At 66.5% G+C, this 14667-nt stretch carries 18 protein-coding genes; 8 read left to right on the forward strand and 10 right to left on the reverse strand.

Annotation, left to right across the window (positions count from 1 at the left end; genetic code table 11):
- Window positions 1-16 precede the first annotated feature (16 nt).
- Together OHB24_RS33110 and OHB24_RS33115 are read left to right on the forward strand one after the other, a co-directional pair.
- Complete coding sequence (locus tag OHB24_RS33110; RefSeq protein ID WP_327641133.1) at window positions 17-460, forward strand: NUDIX domain-containing protein; 444 nt, start codon at window positions 17-19, stop codon at window positions 458-460.
- On the forward strand, window positions 460-1200 hold the full coding sequence (locus OHB24_RS33115) for a DUF3626 domain-containing protein (RefSeq protein ID WP_327634817.1): 741 nt from the start codon (window positions 460-462) through the stop codon (window positions 1198-1200). Before OHB24_RS33110 ends, OHB24_RS33115 begins: the two co-directional genes overlap by 1 nt.
- On the opposite strand, the gene OHB24_RS33120 is transcribed toward OHB24_RS33115, so the two are convergent.
- The 4 genes from OHB24_RS33120 to OHB24_RS33135 all read right to left on the reverse strand — a co-directional run bounded on the left by OHB24_RS33120 (window position 1176) and on the right by OHB24_RS33135 (window position 6474).
- The gene (locus OHB24_RS33120) at window positions 1176-2411 is read right to left on the reverse strand and encodes an RNA polymerase sigma factor (protein WP_327634818.1); all 1236 of its coding nucleotides are present in this window, start codon (window positions 2409-2411) and stop codon (window positions 1176-1178) included. The two genes, OHB24_RS33115 and OHB24_RS33120, sit on opposite strands and share 25 nt — an antisense overlap.
- Window positions 2408-2734, reverse strand: coding sequence for a YciI family protein (locus OHB24_RS33125; RefSeq protein WP_327634819.1), 327 nt, complete (start codon window positions 2732-2734; stop codon window positions 2408-2410). The genes OHB24_RS33120 and OHB24_RS33125 overlap by 4 nt, the downstream gene beginning before the upstream one ends.
- 241 nt (window positions 2735-2975) lie before the next feature.
- On the reverse strand, window positions 2976-4718 hold the full coding sequence (locus tag OHB24_RS33130; RefSeq protein WP_327634820.1) for an ABC transporter ATP-binding protein: 1743 nt from the start codon (window positions 4716-4718) through the stop codon (window positions 2976-2978).
- Complete coding sequence (locus OHB24_RS33135) at window positions 4711-6474, reverse strand: ABC transporter ATP-binding protein (protein WP_327634821.1); 1764 nt, start codon at window positions 6472-6474, stop codon at window positions 4711-4713. The genes OHB24_RS33130 and OHB24_RS33135 overlap by 8 nt, the downstream gene beginning before the upstream one ends.
- Before the next feature lie 60 nt (window positions 6475-6534).
- On the opposite strand from OHB24_RS33135, the gene OHB24_RS33140 reads away from it, so the two are divergent.
- Window positions 6535-6870, forward strand: a complete 336-nt coding sequence (locus OHB24_RS33140) for an HIT domain-containing protein (RefSeq protein ID WP_327634822.1) — start codon at window positions 6535-6537, stop codon at window positions 6868-6870.
- Here OHB24_RS33140 and OHB24_RS33145 read toward each other — a convergent pair.
- Together OHB24_RS33145 and OHB24_RS33150 are read right to left on the reverse strand one after the other, a co-directional pair.
- Window positions 6861-7586, reverse strand: coding sequence for a class I SAM-dependent methyltransferase (locus OHB24_RS33145; RefSeq protein WP_327634823.1), 726 nt, complete (start codon window positions 7584-7586; stop codon window positions 6861-6863). The two genes, OHB24_RS33140 and OHB24_RS33145, sit on opposite strands and share 10 nt — an antisense overlap.
- Before the next feature lie 174 nt (window positions 7587-7760).
- Window positions 7761-8351 (reverse strand): maleylpyruvate isomerase N-terminal domain-containing protein, encoded by a 591-nt coding sequence (locus OHB24_RS33150; protein ID WP_327634824.1) that lies wholly within the window; start codon window positions 8349-8351, stop codon window positions 7761-7763.
- A 54-nt stretch (window positions 8352-8405) separates the two neighbouring features.
- Between OHB24_RS33150 and OHB24_RS33155 the strand changes: the two genes are divergently transcribed.
- Window positions 8406-9221: a class I SAM-dependent methyltransferase gene (locus tag OHB24_RS33155; protein WP_327634825.1), complete on the forward strand. Its 816-nt coding sequence runs from the start codon at window positions 8406-8408 to the stop codon at window positions 9219-9221.
- Here the strand turns inward: OHB24_RS33155 and OHB24_RS33160 are convergent.
- Together OHB24_RS33160 and OHB24_RS33165 are read right to left on the reverse strand one after the other, a co-directional pair.
- Complete coding sequence (locus OHB24_RS33160; protein ID WP_327634826.1) at window positions 9206-10150, reverse strand: phosphotransferase enzyme family protein; 945 nt, start codon at window positions 10148-10150, stop codon at window positions 9206-9208. The genes OHB24_RS33155 and OHB24_RS33160 overlap by 16 nt on opposite strands.
- A gap of 22 nt (window positions 10151-10172) precedes the next feature.
- Window positions 10173-11096 (reverse strand): phosphotransferase family protein, encoded by a 924-nt coding sequence (locus OHB24_RS33165; protein ID WP_327634827.1) that lies wholly within the window; start codon window positions 11094-11096, stop codon window positions 10173-10175.
- A 119-nt stretch (window positions 11097-11215) separates the two neighbouring features.
- On the opposite strand from OHB24_RS33165, the gene OHB24_RS33170 reads away from it, so the two are divergent.
- From OHB24_RS33170 to OHB24_RS33180, 3 genes are all read left to right on the forward strand, one after another.
- Window positions 11216-11617: a class I SAM-dependent methyltransferase gene (locus OHB24_RS33170; protein WP_327641134.1), complete on the forward strand. Its 402-nt coding sequence runs from the start codon at window positions 11216-11218 to the stop codon at window positions 11615-11617.
- A gap of 112 nt (window positions 11618-11729) precedes the next feature.
- Entirely contained in the window at window positions 11730-11891 is a 162-nt protein-coding gene (locus tag OHB24_RS33175) for a hypothetical protein (protein WP_327634828.1), read from the forward strand.
- Window positions 11892-11907: 16 nt separating this feature from the next.
- Window positions 11908-12441 carry a DinB family protein gene (locus OHB24_RS33180; RefSeq protein ID WP_327634829.1) on the forward strand — a complete coding sequence of 178 codons (534 nt, stop codon included), beginning with the start codon at window positions 11908-11910 and terminating at the stop codon, window positions 12439-12441.
- A gap of 37 nt (window positions 12442-12478) precedes the next feature.
- Here the strand turns inward: OHB24_RS33180 and OHB24_RS33185 are convergent, their stop codons facing one another.
- Complete coding sequence (locus OHB24_RS33185) at window positions 12479-13384, reverse strand: aminoglycoside phosphotransferase family protein (protein WP_327634830.1); 906 nt, start codon at window positions 13382-13384, stop codon at window positions 12479-12481.
- A 32-nt stretch (window positions 13385-13416) separates the two neighbouring features.
- Window positions 13417-13716 carry a putative quinol monooxygenase gene (locus tag OHB24_RS33190; protein ID WP_327634831.1) on the reverse strand — a complete coding sequence of 100 codons (300 nt, stop codon included), beginning with the start codon at window positions 13714-13716 and terminating at the stop codon, window positions 13417-13419.
- A gap of 155 nt (window positions 13717-13871) precedes the next feature.
- Between OHB24_RS33190 and OHB24_RS33195 the strand changes: the two genes are divergently transcribed.
- Window positions 13872-14645 (forward strand): class I SAM-dependent methyltransferase, encoded by a 774-nt coding sequence (locus OHB24_RS33195; protein WP_327634832.1) that lies wholly within the window; start codon window positions 13872-13874, stop codon window positions 14643-14645.
- Window positions 14646-14667: the final 22 nt, after the last annotated feature.

Raw genomic sequence — 14667 nt, forward strand, 5'->3', positions numbered from 1 at the left:
GACCTCGGTCTTCCTCGTGCGGGAGGGGAGCGTGTTGCTCCTCTACCGCCGCGGATCCCGCGCGATCGCGGACTCCTGGGTCGGCATCGGCGGTCACCTCGAGCCGCACGAGCTCACCGACCCGACAGCGGCCGCGCTCCGGGAAGTCGACGAGGAGATCGGCGTCAAGGCCGACCACCTGACCGACCTCGCGCTCCGGTACGTCGCCGTACGCGACACCGGCGACGAGGTGCGTACGACGTACTACTTCACCGCCAACCTCCGCCCCGCGGCGCCCGTACCGACAGAATGCACCGAGGGCGATCTGCGGTGGTTCGATCTGACGATGGATCCGACCACGCTCGACATGCCGCCGACCGCGCGGATCGCGTTCGCGCACTGGCTCGCCAGCGGCCGGCAGGACGAGCAGCTTCGCTTCATCATGGTCGACGCCGACGGCCGCGAGACGGGTCCGTTCTGATGCTCACCGTGCAGTTCCATCCGAACTGGCCGCACGGTGCGAGGACGGTGATCGAGTCGATCGCCGCGGACGGGCTCTATCGGTCGCAGTTCACGACGGGGATCTCCAACGGCGGACTGACCGCGTTCCGCGGGGGAGACCGGTGGGAGTGGGAGAGCCGGTTGTTCTCCGGACGGTACGACGACCAACCGGAACTGGATCGGCCCGTCTACGGGGTGTGGAATCGGCGGCGTGACGTGTACGGCGGAGCGATCCGCTTCGGGTCGTCGTACCTCCGGCTGAAACCCGACACGATTGAGCGAGCAACGTTCTGCTTCCCGGACTCCGCGCGCGATCCGGCCGACTTCGGTGACCGGAGCGTCCTGCCGCAGCTGTGTGAGCTGGCCGACGCGGCGCCGCTCGACGACCTGGACGATTACATCGAGGCGCATCTCCACGGCCAGATCCGCATCGCCGCCGACGTCGAGGCGGTGGTCCTGGACCCGTCGTTCATCGGCACACCCGTCGAGGACGCAGCGCGGGAGCTCGGCTGCCCGGTCGAGTACCACCCGGGCTTTCGCGCGGATCCGGCCGACTTCGACCCGGCGTACCGCGGTCCCGAGATCGTCGCCCTCGCCCGCTCGCTCGGCCCGCAACTCACCCCCGACGTACTCGGAAGAGCAACTGGCGCGCATCCGGCGCAGTCGATCAAGTACGTCTGGCACTACCTCGCCCGCTACGGCCGCCAGGTGACCAATTGATCGCGCCGGCGGCTCAGGTACGCAACCTCGGCCGTGTTCTCGGCCAGCTCGATCGCTGCGTCGTACGCGGCCCGCGACTCCTGGCTGCGGCCCAGTCGCCGCAGTAGGTCGGCGCGCGCGGCGTGGTACGCGTGGTACCCGGACAGCTTCTCGCCCAGCCGATCGATCGTCGCCAGCGCCACCTCGGGCCCGTCGAGCTCGGCGACCGCGATCGCGCGGTTGAGCGCGACGATCGGTGAGCGGTCGACCCGGACGAGCTGGTCGTAGAGCGCCACGACCTGCGACCAGTCGGTGTCCGCCGCGTCGCGCGCGGACGTGTGGACGGCATTGATCGCAGCGAGGATCTGGTAGCGGCCCGGAGGTAGCCGGGTCGCGAGCCGCTCGCGGACGAGACGGTGGCCCTCGGCAACCAGTGCCGTGTCCCAGGCGCCGCGGTCCTGGTCGCGCAGCGAGATCAGTTCGCCGGCCGCCGAAACTCGTGCGGTACGGCGGGCCTCGGTGAGGAGCATGAGCGCGAGCAGGCCGGCGACCTCGCCGTCGTCCGGCAGCAGCGCCCGGATCAGGCGGGTGAGCCGAATCGCCTCGGCAGTCAGCTCGTGACGGACCGGATCGGTATCAGGGCCGGTCGCCAGGTAGCCCTCGTTGAAGACGAGGAACAGCACGGCGAGTACGCCGGACACGCGTCCCGGAAGGTCTTCCGCGGACGGGACCCGATACGGGATCTTGGCCGCTTTGATCTTCGCCTTCGCGCGAGTGATCCGCTGGCCCATCGCGGTCTCCTGGACCAGGAAGCCGCGGGCGATCTCGGGAACGGTCAGGCCGCCGATCATCCGGAGCGTCAGCGCGACCCGGGTCTCCATCGCGAGTGCCGGGTGACAGCAGGTGAAGATCAGCCGGAGCCGCTCGTCGTCGATCACGCCGAGAGGCTCGGGCGGTTCGTCGTACGACATCTGAGCCTCCTTCTGCTTGTCGTCACGTTTGCTCTCGCGGCGGATCCGGTCGATCGCCTTGCGGTTGGCGGCGGTGGTCAGCCAGGCGCCGGGGTTGGGCGGTACGCCGTCGGCGGGCCAGCGCTCAACGGCGGTGGCGAACGCCTCGGCGGCCGCCTCCTCGGCGATGTCGAGGTCACGGAACCGCTTGGTCAGCGAGGCGACCACCCGCGCCCATTCCTCGTGGTGGACCCGAGTGATCGCTTCCTGGACGTCGCTCACAGGAACGGCCGCACCTCGAGCCGGCGGTTGCACGCCTTCGACGCCGCGGCGGCCAGCTTCAGCGCCACGTCCAGGTCCGGCGCCTCGAACACCCAGAACCCGGCCACGTACTCCTTCGACTCCAGGTACGGCCCGTCGGTGAAGATCGGCTCGTCGTCCCCCCGGGCGTCGATCACGGTCGCGTCGCTGGGAGCACTGAGCCCACCCGCGAACACCCAGTGCCCGTCCGCCACCAACTGCTCGTTGAACGCGTCGATCGCCGCGTATTCGTCCTGAGTCGCCGACCCGGTCCGGCTGTCAATCACAGAAATCAGATACTGCATCACGATCTCCAGTCCACTCTGCTCAACCCTGCCTACACCCACCCAACGAACTCACCCCCGCCACTCCTACACACCCACCAAAATTTCCTCACCCCGAACCGCCAGCCTGTCGGTCACAGATCCCGACCGCGATCCCCGGAACCCGATGCTCGTCCATCAACCCGGCCACATGCCGCTGCAGCCCCGCCACCACACGCTTGGTCAGCACGTCACGTTTCTACAGCCGACCAGGACCACACGCCTAAGGGTTCGGTGTTTCCCCGTGCCAGGTCTGCCAGAGGCGGCCGTAGACGTGGCCTGCGCTGACGAGTTCGTCGTGGGTGCCGAGCTCGACGAGTTCGCCGGCCTCCATGACCGCGATCCTGTCGGCGTCGTGCGCTGTCTGCAGGCGGTGGGCGATCGCAATCACGGTGCGACCCTCGAGGACGCCGGCCAGCGACTGCTCGGTTTGCCGTGCGGTCTTGGGGTCGAGGAGTGCGGTCGCTTCGTCCAGGATCAGGGTGTGCGGATCGGCGAGGACGACTCGCGCCAGCGAGAGTTGCTGGGCGCCCGCGTCGTCGAGCTCAGTGTCGGTGTCCAGCCCGAGCGGCAGGTCTTCCCACCACGTGGCTCCGACTGCGGCGAGGGCCGCGCACAGTTCCTCGTCCGTTGCGTCCGGCTTCGCGATCAGCAGGTTGTCGCGCACGGTGTCATGGAAGACGTGATGATCTTGCGTGATCAGTACGACGTGCTCGCGGAGCTGGTCGGGCGGCAGATCAGCAACCGGCGTACCGCCAATGGTCACCGACCCGGTGTGCGGCCGGTCGAGACCGGCGAGCAGCCGCGCGAGCGTTGACTTCCCAGCTCCGGACGTGCCGACGATCGCCAAGCGTTCGCCGGGCTGCACCACGAGGTCGATTCCCTGCAGTACGTCGCGAACTCCCGTGTAGCTGTAGTGCGCGTTGTCCACCCGGATGCGATCGCCGTCCGCGTACTCAACCGCGGCAGGCTCGGACTCAGTGGGGACATCCGCCAGGCCCTCGACGCGTGCATAGGAGGCACCGGCGCCTTGTAGCTGCTCGATCCAGAGCATCAGTGTGTCGAGCGGCCCGACGAGCTGGCGAAGATACACCGTGGCCGTCACCACGACTCCGAGACTGACGAGATCATTCGCGTACAGGGCGCCGCCGACGAGAAGGACTCCCACCACCGGGAGCGCCAGCGACACCTCCGCCCACGGAAACAGGATCGTCCGCAACCACAGCGCGCTCAAGCGTGCGGACCGGGCTCGGGTGACGGCGGCCTCTGTGACCTCTCTGCGGCGACGTTCCAATCCGAGAAGTTCGACCGTACGGGCGCCTTTGGCCGTGCTGGCGACGACATCGGCCATATCCGCACCAGTCGCAGCAACCGCCAGGTAGGCCGGTCGCGCGCGTCGTACGTACCAGCGCACGGCCGCTCCGACGCCGAGCAGGGCCACGAATCCGCACAGCCCGAGCCGCACGTCCAGGACGAGCACCGCGACGATGAGGAACAAAGCGTGGACGAGAGCCACGAGAACCTCGGGGACAGCCGATCGCAAGGTGAACGCCACCACGGAGGCATCAGTGCTTCCGCGGGAGATCAGATCGCCGGCCGGAAGATGGTCGGCTACGCGTGGAGGCAGCGCCAGAGTCCGCCGCAAGAACCGTTCCCGGACCCGCGCCGCCGTCCGTTCGCCGAACCGGTACCCGATCTTGAGCGCCCACCACGCCAGCACTGTCTGCACGACAGTGAACACGAGCGCGCCGAAGGCAAGCCGATCGACCGTGCTGAGCACGTCACCGGAGCCCGATTGGATCGTGTCGATGACGCGGCCGAGCAGCAACGGACCGATCAGACCTGCCGCGGACGCAAGCCCGTTGACCAGGACGAGCCCAATCACCGTACGACGTTCCGCGCGGAGGTCACGTCGCGCCGCAGCGCGGACTTCGGCGGGGCCGGCGACCGGCAACTGGCTACTCATCGGCCGTCCTGGACACGAGCTCGCGATAGTACGAATCAGTGCGCAGAAGGTCCGCGTGCGTCCCGACCGCCGACGCCTTGCCGTCGACCAGGACGACGACCTCGTCGGCGCGGTCCAGCACGAGTGGCGATGTCGTCGTGATCACCGTTGTCGTGTCACGCCGCGCTTCGCGGATCCGGTCGATCATCGCCGCTTCGGTGTTCGCGTCGACAGCGGATGTCGGTTCGACGGCGAGCAGAACGTCCGGTGCGGCATAGACGGCGCGGGCGAGCCGGATCCGCTGCCGTTGCCCGCCGGACAGATCGCTACCGCTGGCAGCGATGGTGGCGTCGAGGCCGCCGGGCAGCGCCTCAACGACGTCCTCGGCTACCGCGACTCGGAGAGCCGCGCGAATCCGGCTGTCGTCAGGCTCGAGACGACCCGCGACAACGTCTCGCACCGTCCCGGCGAACACCTCGGCATCGTTGTCGGCGACAACCAACCGGCGCCGGAACTCCTCACGCGCAACATCGTCGATCGGCACGCCTGCCCACGTCGCACTGTCGTCAGCGTCGGTGCTCAGCTGACCCAGCCGCTCGATGACCGTCCTCGTCTCCGCCGGCCGGGCGGCGACCAGCGCAGTCAACAGGCCGGGACGAACCGTCAGACCCGAGGCAGGGTCGGCCAACGGGCCGCACCCAGTCGGAAGGTCTCCTCGCTGGTCGTCGCGGGCGGCGGGCAGATTGAGCAGGTCGATGATGCGTCGCCCGGCCACGCGAGCGCGGGCGATGTCGCCACCGCCCTCGATGAAGGCGGACACGGGAACGACGAGTACGGCGACGTACCCGTAGACCGCGACGACATCGCCGATCGTGATGGATCCGGTGGCAGCCATCCGCGCCGACAACCACACGACCGCGGCCAGGAACAGCGCCGGCAGACCGGTCGACAACGCGCCGACCCAGCTCGCAGGTCCAGCGACGCGGTAGCCGTGTCCCACCAGTCCCTGCGACTGTTGCTCGTACCGCTCCGCGACGAACTCCTTGCCACCAAGGCCGTTGAGCACGCGAAGCCCGCCCAGCACGTCGACCAGGCGGGTCGTCAACCGTCCCTGGTGCACGCGGTACTCGCCGCCCGTCCGTTCAATGCGCTGCAAGAACGGGCCGACTGCGATGGCAAGCAGCGGAACGCCGGCGAGCACCACCGCCGCCAGCAGTGGGGAAGTGGTGAACAGTACAACGGCAACCACGGCGTACGCGACGACCGCGCCGACGCCAGGACCGGCGACGGTCAGCGCCATCGCGACCGTGTACACATCGGTGATGCCGACCGTCACCACCTCTCCAGTGCTGACGCGTCCCGGTAACGACGCACCCAAGCGGGAGGTGTGTTCGACCGCGGCTCTGACTGCGCGGAACGAGGCGTCCATCCGGACCTTCGTCATCGTTCGGTGCCTCGCGATACCCAGCAGCGCGTTGAGGACGCCGACGGCCAGCAGGACCAACGCCCATCGGACCAGGGCACCGGTGTTGCCGGCCACAAGTCCTTCATCAACAGCATGGGACAGCACCCATGGAGGCACCGCGAGGCCAACCATCCAGAGAGTGCCCAGCACTCCGCCCAGCGCGATCCGTCGGGACTGCGACCGCGCGAGCCAGAAGAGGAAGCGAAAGGGGCCGGCCAGATCGTTGGCGGTTGCCGGGTTCCCGGTCTCGCTGGTCCGGTCCAGCCACTCGCGGACACGCGCCGTACGTCGCCGGGCACCGTCGCGCGTCATCGCATCACTCTATCGTCTCTTGTGATCGCCTTCACAAGGGGGAGTAGGTATCCTCTGACAGTGCAATACCGTGGCGACGACTTCTACTGCGATGTGGCGATTCCTGATCCGGGCTCGCTCAACGTTGTGTATGAGGACGAATTAGTGCTGGCGTTCCATCACACCCGGCCGTTCTGGAAGAACCACATCGTCATCGTGCCGAAACAACACATTGCGTCCTTCACCACGGTGACCTCGGCCGACGAGCAGGTCGTACGCCGGCTGTTCACCGTCGTGCAGTCGATCGCCGCCGACACCGAGCGAACCACCGGCGCGGCCGCGGTACTGACCAACCTCGGCGAATACCAGGACTCCAAACACCTGCACATCCACGTACACAGCGGCCCTCAACGCTGAACGGTGGCAACGATGTGCAGGAACAGCGGAATTCGGTACCACTTGTTCTCGGGATCATCGGAGGTCTGTTCCCGGAGCCGCTCGATCACCAGGCCCGCGTCTGCGAGCGCCTCGGTGTAGGTCTGCAGCGGCCGGTGAATTCCGTGGTACGTCATCGACAGACCGTCGCGACTGCGCGTGTTGGTGTAATGCCTGGCTTGGGTGTACGAATCCGGGATGACGTACGGCGGATTCGGGCCGGCGGCGTCTCGATCGAAATCGCCCGCTGAATTGAGCGGGTGCACGATCGCCATCACCAATTTTCCTCCGCCGGCGAGAATGCGGCCGATCTCCGCGATCGCCGGTACGACGTTGTCGATGTCGTGCAAACTCATGAACGCCACGGCACAGTCAGCGGCCGCATCCGGCACCGGGAGGTTCACCGCATCAGCGACAACGGCCGGTACAGGTTCCTCGGGGTGCGTCGCTGCGGAGCGAATCATCGTCGACGACCGATCGATCGCCAGGACGCGATGTCCACGGGCCCGCAACTCACGGCTGATCCGACCCTCACCGGCACCGATGTCCACGGTGAGCCGACCAGGTGGCGGGATCAGCGGCAGGAAGGCCTGCTTGTGGGTGTTGTAGCTGTCGAGGCCTCGCCTGGTCCACTCGATCCACGCCCCAGCGTTGACATCCCAACCCTCAGCCAAACGCGACCGCCCCTCGGATTCCATCACGGCAGCCTATACACCACAAAAGCATGTGGGTGATTGCTCGCGGGACGACGTGCGGGTCAGCCGATCACCGCCCCGCAGAAACGGCCTCCAACTCCACGACCTCGAAGCCTGCCAGACATTCTTGCCTCTGTTGTAGAGGCTGGAACAACGCAAGAAGGCACCGGACACGCGCTACCAAGGGCCGTCGAGGTTGGGTGCTGGTGCGCGGCCCAGCAGCCAGGCGAGGATCTCGGCGTGACCGGCTCGGTCGGGCAGCGATCGGAGACGCTTCGGCAATTCGCCGTCGACGAGGATCGAGGGCCAATCGGAAGGTCGATGGCCGACGTCGAGATCCACGTGGTGGACCTCGACGTTCCGCAGGTGGTGGGCGACGATCTCGGCCATCGTCCGCCGGCCGGCCGCCATGATGCCTTGCCGGTCCCAGAGGGTGTCGTCGAAAGCATCCCAGGTGCCTTCGAGCAGTTCGAAGGATTGCGTCAGATCGGAGCGGAGTTCGGCCGCTGAGCGGTTCACGCCGCGGTCCGCGGCCAGATCCGGGTTGTATCCGTCGGGGTGAACCTGACGGATCTCACCGGCGGCCGGGCCCCCGAAGATGTGCACATGAGCCCTGGCCTTGTTCGCAAGATGCGTGACGACGTGTCCCCGTGAGTAGCGCGGAAGCAGACTCGGCGTACGGAAGTCGTCATCGGCCAACGGCGCGAGGTCGGCGAGCAACGACATATGGCTCGCGCGACAGGCATTGATGGTGTCGACGGGTCTCATCGCGCAACGGTACCGACGAATTCAGCGGGAAGGGGAGTCGGTCGTGAAACCAGGATGCGCAGGCAACTGGTTACGAATACGGTCGGCGTTGTGTCCGAGCTGCGAGTTTCCGAGGTCGTCAGGCAGAACAGCGTGTACTGGGAGCGGCTGGCGCCACATCGTCACGGTCAGCCGGTCGAGTTCTTCTTGAACGGTGGCAGTGCCCTGACTGACGACGAGCTTGCGGCCGTCGGAGATGTTCGTGGTCGCCGCGTGTTGCAGCTCGCGTGTTCGGTGGGTGATGAGGCGCTGACCTTCGCGCAGCTCGGGGCAGAGGTGACTGCCGTGGATATCGCGCCGTCGCACCTGGCCACCGGCCGCGCGAAGGCCGACGCACTGGGAGTGGACGTCACGTTCGTCCTGCAGGACATGATGACGCTGGATGCGGAGATCACCGGATTCGACGTCATCTACATCTCGTGGGGCGGCCTGTGCTGGGTGCCCACCATCACCGACTGGACGCGATTGGTCGCCGATCGACTCAACCCTGGTGGTGTCCTGGTGATCAGCGAACACCATCCGCTGTGGGAGATCCTGACGGTACGCGGAGACAACGCATTGTCCGTCAGCGGCGACTATTTCGGCACGGACCGAGACGGCTACACCGATCCACTGAAAGCCCCGGAGATCACCCGAACGCTAGGCACTCCGGACATTCCGCACCGAAGCTTCGTCTGGAGCATCGGCAGCGTAGTCACCGCAGTCCTCACCGCCGGCCTGACCGTTCGTTCGCTCCAGGAGTTTCCCGAGCAGTCCATGTACCCAGGCCTGGGGGAGCAGGCCATGAGCATCCCTGCCACCTACCTTCTGACTGCTCAGGCGCTCGCGTAGCGGGCAATCACGTCCAAGCAGCGCCGGACTTGCGCCGGCGTAGCGGGGTTCTTCCACCCGAGCTTTTCGAGTGCCCAGTCGATGGCAAAGGCCGGCGTCCAACCTGCCTCGGCCAACTCAGGATCAGCGACCCGCGCGTATCCCCGGCGTACCAGATCCAATCGATCATTCAACGCGTCTCCGGCGTCCACCTCCCACTGGGCGAAGTCGTACGCCGGCGACGTACGGCCGGCGAACTCCCAGTCGATGAAGCCGACGACCGACCCGTCGTGGATCAGCAGGTTCTTCGGGCAGAAATCGCCATGGACCAGCGAGAGCGGGGGAGCCGCCCGGGTCGTCACCTCGTGGCGCAGGAAGTCGGCACCGCGTACGACGATCGCGGCTGCCGCCGGGTCGACCGTCTCCTTGACGATGCCTGCGACCCGGGCGACTTCGCGCTCATCGGGCAACCGCAGTTCGTGCCGGATGGCTCGCTGGTCGTCCAGGACCACGCTGTGCACCCGCGCCAACATCTCACCGGCGTCCACGACCAGCCGCTCGAGCTCAGCAGCAGGCACTTCGCCGATGAGCTCGTCGAGGGAACGGCCAGGCAGGAACTGCTGGACCGAGAAGGACAGCAGTTCGCCGTCGTGATCCAGATGCTCGAGCCCGAGCACTTCTGCTGTCGGAGCGCCCGCAGCGCGCGCCTGCGTCATGAGGTAGGCCTCATCGATGAACCACGGCACATCCTGACGCGCGATCCGGACAACCACAGCGCCCTCACCGGCAAGCTCAACGCGATACGTCTCGTTCATCCCGCCACCAGCGAGAGGAACCAGTCGTACGACGTCACGACCGCAAACCGACCGCACCACCGAGTCAATGATCGTGCGAGGCGTTGTCCCCATCACCCAAGTCTCACCCAACGCCCCACCACGAGGCATCTGCATTTCGGCGGGGGAGTCCCGCCTGTCACGGGAGAAGCGTCTCGAGCTGCGGGAGGCGGGCGAACATGTTGGGCAGACCGCGTACGCCGTTGCGGGCCGACTCGTGCGACAGCGCGAGGTCCGGGCCGGTGTTCGCCTCGGAGCCGGCGAGGCAGCGGAGGATGTTCCATCTCGTGTGTCCGAGCCAGCCGCCGATCATGAAGACGAACCAACTCGGACCCGACGGCGGCAACGTTCCGCCACCTGCGACGTACCCGTCAAGAACTGCGCGGAAGACCGCGGGCTCGATGTGGTCGAAGCCAGATCCCTTCGCGATGCTCAGCGCGGTCGAGCCGAGCTCACTGGACAGGTCGAGCATCCCCGAAAGCTCCCAGTCGAGCACTACCGGCCGACCGTCTCGAGCGAGGAGGTTCCACGGCTGGATGTCCTTGTGGGTCAGTACGACGGGGCCTGGTCGTTCGCAGGTGTCGACGAAGTGGGCGATCGCGAGGAACGTCTCGACATGGGAGGCGAGCTCGTCGGCCCACGGCTGCCCGGTCGCCGCGGCCCGTACGGCGAGCTCGGGCCAGTCGTATGACACCGCTTCCTCGACCGGCTCGTGCGGCCACTCGACGTCGAGCGCGTGGATGCGCGCGAGAATCTCGCCGATCTCGAACGCGTACGCCTCCGACACCGGTGCCTCGGGCAACGTTTCTCCCTCGACCCACCGATGGACGAGCGTGCTGTCGCTGGCCGAGATCGGCTCCGCCATCGGGATGCCGGCGGCGAAGGCCGCGCGCTCGAACCTGAACACGTCCTCGACGTGGTAGGTCGAGCGACGATCGGCGAGGTTCAATTCCTTCACCGCGAACGACCCTTGGTCGGTGTCGAGCCGGTACATCCGATTGGCGAACCCGCCGTGGACGCGAGTCATCGGACCAACCGGCGTACCGAGCTGCGAAAGGTTCACGCCCTGCAATCTAGGCCTCACAGTCCATCGGCGCATCGAAATTATCCGGACAGCACAGGGGAGTGGGAGCAACGAACGCCCTGGAGGCCCAAGGGACGACTATGGTCTGTCCCGTGGCGATGTCAGACGACTCACAGGCGGACAGTCCTGGGGATTCGAGCCGGCCGTGGCTGGAACTCGCTCCGGACTACGAGCGGGCCCGAACCAGGGAGGACTCGCTGGATCGGATTGTCGAGTGGCCTGCGCAGCGAGACCTTCTGGGTGATGTGACCGGACGGTCTGTGCTCGATCTCGGTTGCGGCAACGGCGGCAAGCTCGCTGAGCTGGTTCGAGACGGCGCGACCGCGTCCGTAGGTGTGGACGTCAGTGGCAACTTCCTCAGTGACCCGCCGCCTGGCGTGGAGTTCATCCGAGGCGATCTCTCTGAGCTGGAGTCTGTGCCTGGGCTCGCCGGGCGCAGATTCGACCGGATCTTGGTCCTGCAGTCGTTCGGCTACGCGAAAGATCCGGTCCGCCGTTGAACGGGCCGAACGGAATGGGACGTCCCTGGGTGAAGAGTATTTCTCCACCGCCTCGTTCTCCTACGTCAGCGGCTGGAACGACCACATCACCCTCACGAAGCGTCCGTACACCATGTCTGACCTGCTCAACGTGTTCAGTGCGGCCGGGTTGTGGATCGAGGCCGCGATCGAGCCTCAACTGTCCGAGGACGCCCGAGGCCGCTACCCGCACAAGCAGGCATGGATGAACAAGTACCTCGGCATCCTGATGTTCAAGCTCCGTCCCCATCAGTAGCGAAAGGATCACCGCGATGTCCGTCGACGAATCCGATCGCTATCCGGACCTCGATGCCGACGAACGGACCACTCTCACCCAGTTCCTTGATCAGTACCGACGTCGAGCCCTCAGCCTGCTTCAGACCCTGACGGACGAGCAAGCACGGTCCAGGACTCTCGTGTCGACCGATCTAACTGCCGGGGGAGTCGTCAAGCACCTGGCTCACATGGAGGATCACTGGTTCACGGCCCGAGTCGGAGGCGGCGAACTGCCCGAGCCGTGGGCGTCCGCACCATCCAACACCCAGCCGTCCTGGGACATGGGATCCGCTGTTCACGACACCGTCGATCAGATCGCCGACCTCTATCTTGCGGCATGCGCGCGCAGCAGGGAGGTCACTGAGCGACTCGCCAGCCTTGACACAAAGGCACCGCGGCCGTCATTCGGCAAAGGGCCAGTGACGCTCCGCTGGGTGCTGGTCCACATGCTCGAAGAGACCGCGTGCCACGTCGGCCACCTCGATCTCCTCACCGATCCCACTCGCGCTACCGGAGACTCTGCGTATTGACCGCGTGCGTGTTCGGTCCGCACCACGCTCGGAGATCTCATCGAGGAGCTGCGAGCACCTTGCCGATGGCGTGCAGCGCGTAGCTCGCGATCGCCGGGTTGGTGTCCTTGTGGTACCGCAACACGATCAGGGCCTGGGACAGCACACGCCCGCGTCCGCGGAGCCAGGTCGCGTCGTCCACGTCCAGCGCCGTACGGAACTCGTCGTGGACCTTCGCGGGCAGCAGGTACCACACGGGGAACATGTCGCACGCCGGATCGCCGACACCGCACGTCTCGAAGTCGAGCACCGCGGTCAGCCGGCCCTCCGCCGACACGAGCAGGTTGCTCGGCGTCAGGTCCGAGTGCACCCACACCTCGCGCCCGTCGTACGGCGCCGCGAGCGACTCCTCCCACGACGCCAGTACTGCGCGAGTGTCGATCAGGCCATCCAGCTCGCTGATCGCCTCCCGCGTCGGGGAGTCCATCGAGACCATCAGAGCACGCGTCCGGCGCTCGCCGAGATACACCGGCGGCCGGTCCGGCAAGTCGATCTGCCGGAACGCGTCGACGAACGCCGCGAGGTCCGTCGCCAGCCCACGCGGATCAACCAGCGCGTCGGGGGAGGGGTGCGTACCGGTGAGCCAGCGGTGGACGGACCACTCGCCCGGGAACGCCTCGGTGGGTGAGCCGATCGCCTCGACAGAAGGGATGGCCACAGGCAGGAACGGCGCGAGTGCCGCGAGTTTCGCCTGCTCCCGTTGCACTATGTCGGTGTTCGAGGGCCGGAGCAGCAACCGTACGGACAGGTCGGTGCCGAGGCGGTAGATCGCGTTCACCAATCCGCCGGAGTCGACCGGCTCCAGCGGCAACGCGGCCCACTGCGGGAACTGAGCGGCCACCAGTTCGCGGACGAGTGGCGTGTCGATGTCGGCCTGGTCGGCGTCCATCTTGCGGGGACTCACGAGCCCACTCGAACGGTCGGCCCCGTCCGCTGTCAACCAGGTTTCGGAACGGCAGTCTCAAACTTCGTGAGAACAGGATCACGGTCCAGGACGTCGCGCAACTTTGTTGCCCCGTCGCCCTGTCGCCACGCACGATAGGCGAGATCGTGCTCGTTCGACTCCCAGAGTTCATAGGCAACGTAATGTGCAGGGTCGGCAATATCTGCGAGCAAGTCGACCCGCAGGCAACCTGCGAAATCCCGAGTTTCCTCGAGGATCTCGGTGAACATGGCCGGCCCGTCCACCACGTGGTCGGCAGCGAAGTGGACGTCGAGCATCGCGGTGATCGGCATGAGACTCCCGTTTGTCGTCGGCTGGGCGATTCTACTGGACACGCTCGGATCAGCTCGCGCTATCCGCGGCATGCGCGGACAGGTTGTCCTTGCGAAAACCATTGGTGCCCGGCTTGCTCCGCTGATGGACTGACGTCCCGCCGGGAGTCTGCCGTGTGACGGAGGTAGTGGTTGTGACGGATTATGACGTGCTTGCCGAGGTGTACGAATGGCTCATCTCGGATGCAAAGTTGCCTCCGGCCGAGTTCGCTGCGTCGTTCGATGAGGTCCTCCGTCTCCTGCCGTCGAACGCTCACGTCCTCGACTGTTCGTGCGGAACCGGACAGTTGGCGGTTGGCCTCGCCGGTCGTGGCATGCAGGTCGTCGCAACTGACGCCAGCGAAGCGATGGTTCGTCGGACGGCAGAGTTGTCCGAGGAGTTCGGGGCATCCGTCCGGGCCGTGCGGGCGAACTGGGAAGAGTTGCCCGACCATTTCGAGGACGGCACGTTCGACATGGTGTTCTGCGTTGGCAACTCGCTTCACCATGCCGCGGGCGCGACAGGCAGGGGTGCTGCTCTGGAGTCGATGTCACGCCTTCTGCGCCCTGGCGGGCGCTTGGTACTCACATCCCGCACTTGGGAACTCGTGAGGGCCAGAGGTTCCCGGCTGGACATCAGTGACCGACTCGTCCGCCGGAACGGTCGCGATGCCGTCGTGGTCTACCGCTGGGAGATTGCGCCGCATTGGGAGGACGAGCACCACATCGAGATTGCGATCGCGCAAGTTGATGCGACTGAGATGGTTCTTGTCCGCTCAGAACTGCTGTCCTGCTGGCCCTACCGGCACGAGGAACTCGAAGTCGAACTGCACCGGGTCGGACTCCGGACCGACGTGAGCACGTTCGACCTTGAGGCCGAGAACTACATGGTGGTCGCAAGCAAGGTATAGCACGTCGCCGTCATTGTCGTGG

Source organism: Kribbella sp. NBC_00482, assembly GCF_036013725.1.
In the GTDB taxonomy this organism is placed as follows: Bacteria; Actinomycetota; Actinomycetes; order Propionibacteriales; family Kribbellaceae; genus Kribbella.

Bases quoted from the DNA above. Each gene is read 5' to 3' on its own strand.
- OHB24_RS33170 (WP_327641134.1), top strand. From the start codon at position 11,216: ATGTCAGACGACTCACAGGCGGACAGTCCTGGGGATTCGAGCCGGCCG.
- OHB24_RS33180 (WP_327634829.1), top strand. From the start codon at position 11,908: ATGTCCGTCGACGAATCCGATCGCTATCCGGACCTCGATGCCGACGAA.
- OHB24_RS33125 (WP_327634819.1), bottom strand. From the start codon at position 2,734: ATGCAGTATCTGATTTCTGTGATTGACAGCCGGACCGGGTCGGCGACT.
- OHB24_RS33145 (WP_327634823.1), bottom strand. From the start codon at position 7,586: ATGGAATCCGAGGGGCGGTCGCGTTTGGCTGAGGGTTGGGATGTCAAC.
- OHB24_RS33135 (WP_327634821.1), bottom strand. From the start codon at position 6,474: ATGACGCGCGACGGTGCCCGGCGACGTACGGCGCGTGTCCGCGAGTGG.
- OHB24_RS33115 (WP_327634817.1), top strand. From the start codon at position 460: ATGCTCACCGTGCAGTTCCATCCGAACTGGCCGCACGGTGCGAGGACG.
- OHB24_RS33190 (WP_327634831.1), bottom strand. From the start codon at position 13,716: ATGCCGATCACCGCGATGCTCGACGTCCACTTCGCTGCCGACCACGTG.
- OHB24_RS33175 (WP_327634828.1), top strand. From the start codon at position 11,730: ATGTCTGACCTGCTCAACGTGTTCAGTGCGGCCGGGTTGTGGATCGAG.
- OHB24_RS33160 (WP_327634826.1), bottom strand. From the start codon at position 10,150: ATGCAGATGCCTCGTGGTGGGGCGTTGGGTGAGACTTGGGTGATGGGG.
- OHB24_RS33155 (WP_327634825.1), top strand. From the start codon at position 8,406: ATGCGCAGGCAACTGGTTACGAATACGGTCGGCGTTGTGTCCGAGCTG.
- OHB24_RS33150 (WP_327634824.1), bottom strand. From the start codon at position 8,351: ATGAGACCCGTCGACACCATCAATGCCTGTCGCGCGAGCCATATGTCG.
- OHB24_RS33130 (WP_327634820.1), bottom strand. From the start codon at position 4,718: ATGAGTAGCCAGTTGCCGGTCGCCGGCCCCGCCGAAGTCCGCGCTGCG.